Origin of the sequence: Agriterribacter sp. (genome assembly GCF_035444585.1) — a bacterium.
In the GTDB taxonomy this organism is placed as follows: Bacteria; Bacteroidota; Bacteroidia; order Chitinophagales; family Chitinophagaceae; genus Agriterribacter.
Genome location: NZ_DAOMOZ010000236.1, coordinates 1 through 1,522, shown reverse-complemented (window position 1 = coordinate 1,522; position 1,522 = coordinate 1). Strand labels below are relative to the sequence as shown.

Annotated in this window: 2 protein-coding genes; both read left to right on the top strand. The window is 47.9% G+C overall.

The window, feature by feature from the left end; genetic code table 11:
* On the top strand, positions 1-745 hold a 745-nt coding region (locus tag PLH26_RS18645), incomplete at its 5' end, for a citrate/2-methylcitrate synthase (protein WP_324587539.1).
* 128 nt (positions 746-873) lie between these two features.
* On the top strand, positions 874-1,522 hold a 649-nt coding region (locus PLH26_RS18640), incomplete at its 3' end, for an MmgE/PrpD family protein (RefSeq protein ID WP_324587538.1).

Here is a 1,522-nt window from a genome sequence, read left to right as displayed (position 1 = left end):
GTCTTTCAGTTCCGCCCTGCTGTACTGGTATCATTTCTCGCACAACGGTCGCCGTATTGAAGTAGAAACCAATGACGAAACGGTGGGTGCTCATTTCCTGCACCTGCTGCATGGGAAAAAAGCAAGGAATTCCTGGCAGAAAGCAATGCAGGTATCTTTGAACTTATATGCAGAACACGAGTTTAACGCTTCCACTTTTGCAGGAAGGGTAATTGCAGGAACCGGCTCCGACATGTACGCTGCCATTACCGGCGCTATAGGCGCTTTGCGCGGGCCCAAACACGGCGGCGCCAATGAAGTAGCTTTTGATATTCAAAGCAGGTATGCATCACCGGAAGCTGCAGAAGCCGATATCAGATCAAGGTTGCAGAAAAAAGAAGTGATCATCGGGTTCGGGCATCCTGTATACACGGTGTCGGATCCAAGGAACAAGGTAATAAAAAAAATTGCAAGGCAGTTGGCGGAGGAAGACGGCGATTTGCAGTTGTTTAATATTGCTGAACGCCTTGAAACGCTGATGTGGAATGAAAAGAAGATGTTTCCCAATCTCGACTGGTTCTCGGCTGTGTCCTATCATTTGATGGGCGTACCTACCTTATTCTTTACACCACTTTTTGTTATATCAAGGGTTACAGGATGGAGTGCACACGTTATTGAACAACGCCAGGACGGGAAGATCATACGCCCCAGCGCCAATTATACCGGGCCGGAGAACAGGAAGTTTGTGCCGATAGAAGAAAGATAAGTATCAAGCCGAAAAAAGAATCAAATAGCAAATAACAAAAAACAAATAAAATTCAAACTCGAAGGGAAGCCCGAAATCCGAAGCGGAATGCTATCTCAAATATTAAATCTCAAATCTCAAATAACCATATGTCCCTTTCCAACGAACGCCCGCCGGTTGATAAAGTAATTACAGACATTGCCGATTATGTGCTGAACTATGAAATAAAAAATGAGACAGCCTGGAAAACAGCACATTATTGTTTACTGGACACGCTTGGCTGCGGGTTGGAAGCATTGACCTATCCTGCATGCACAAAACTATTGGGTCCCGTTGTGCCCGGCACTATTGTGCCCAATGGGGCTAAAGTTCCCGGTACTTCTTATCAACTGGATCCTGTACAGGCGGCATTCAACATCGGTACAATTATAAGATGGCTCGATTTTAACGATACCTGGCTGGCGGCCGAATGGGGCCATCCTTCCGATAACCTGGGAGGCATACTGGCTACGGCCGACTGGCTTTCACGTACGGCAATCGCCGGTGGTAAGCCGCCGTTGACCATGAAAGCCGTGCTGGATGCCATGATCCGTGCACACGAAATACAAGGCGTGATGGCATTGGAGAATTCATTTAACAGGGTAGGGCTTGACCATGTGCTGCTGGTGAAACTGGCTTCCACGGCAGTGGTGGGGAAACTCATCGGCTTAACCCGCGATGAGCTGATCAATGCCATTTCCCTTGCTTTTGTAGACGGTCATTCCCTGCGCACCTATCGTCATTCACCCAACACGGGCA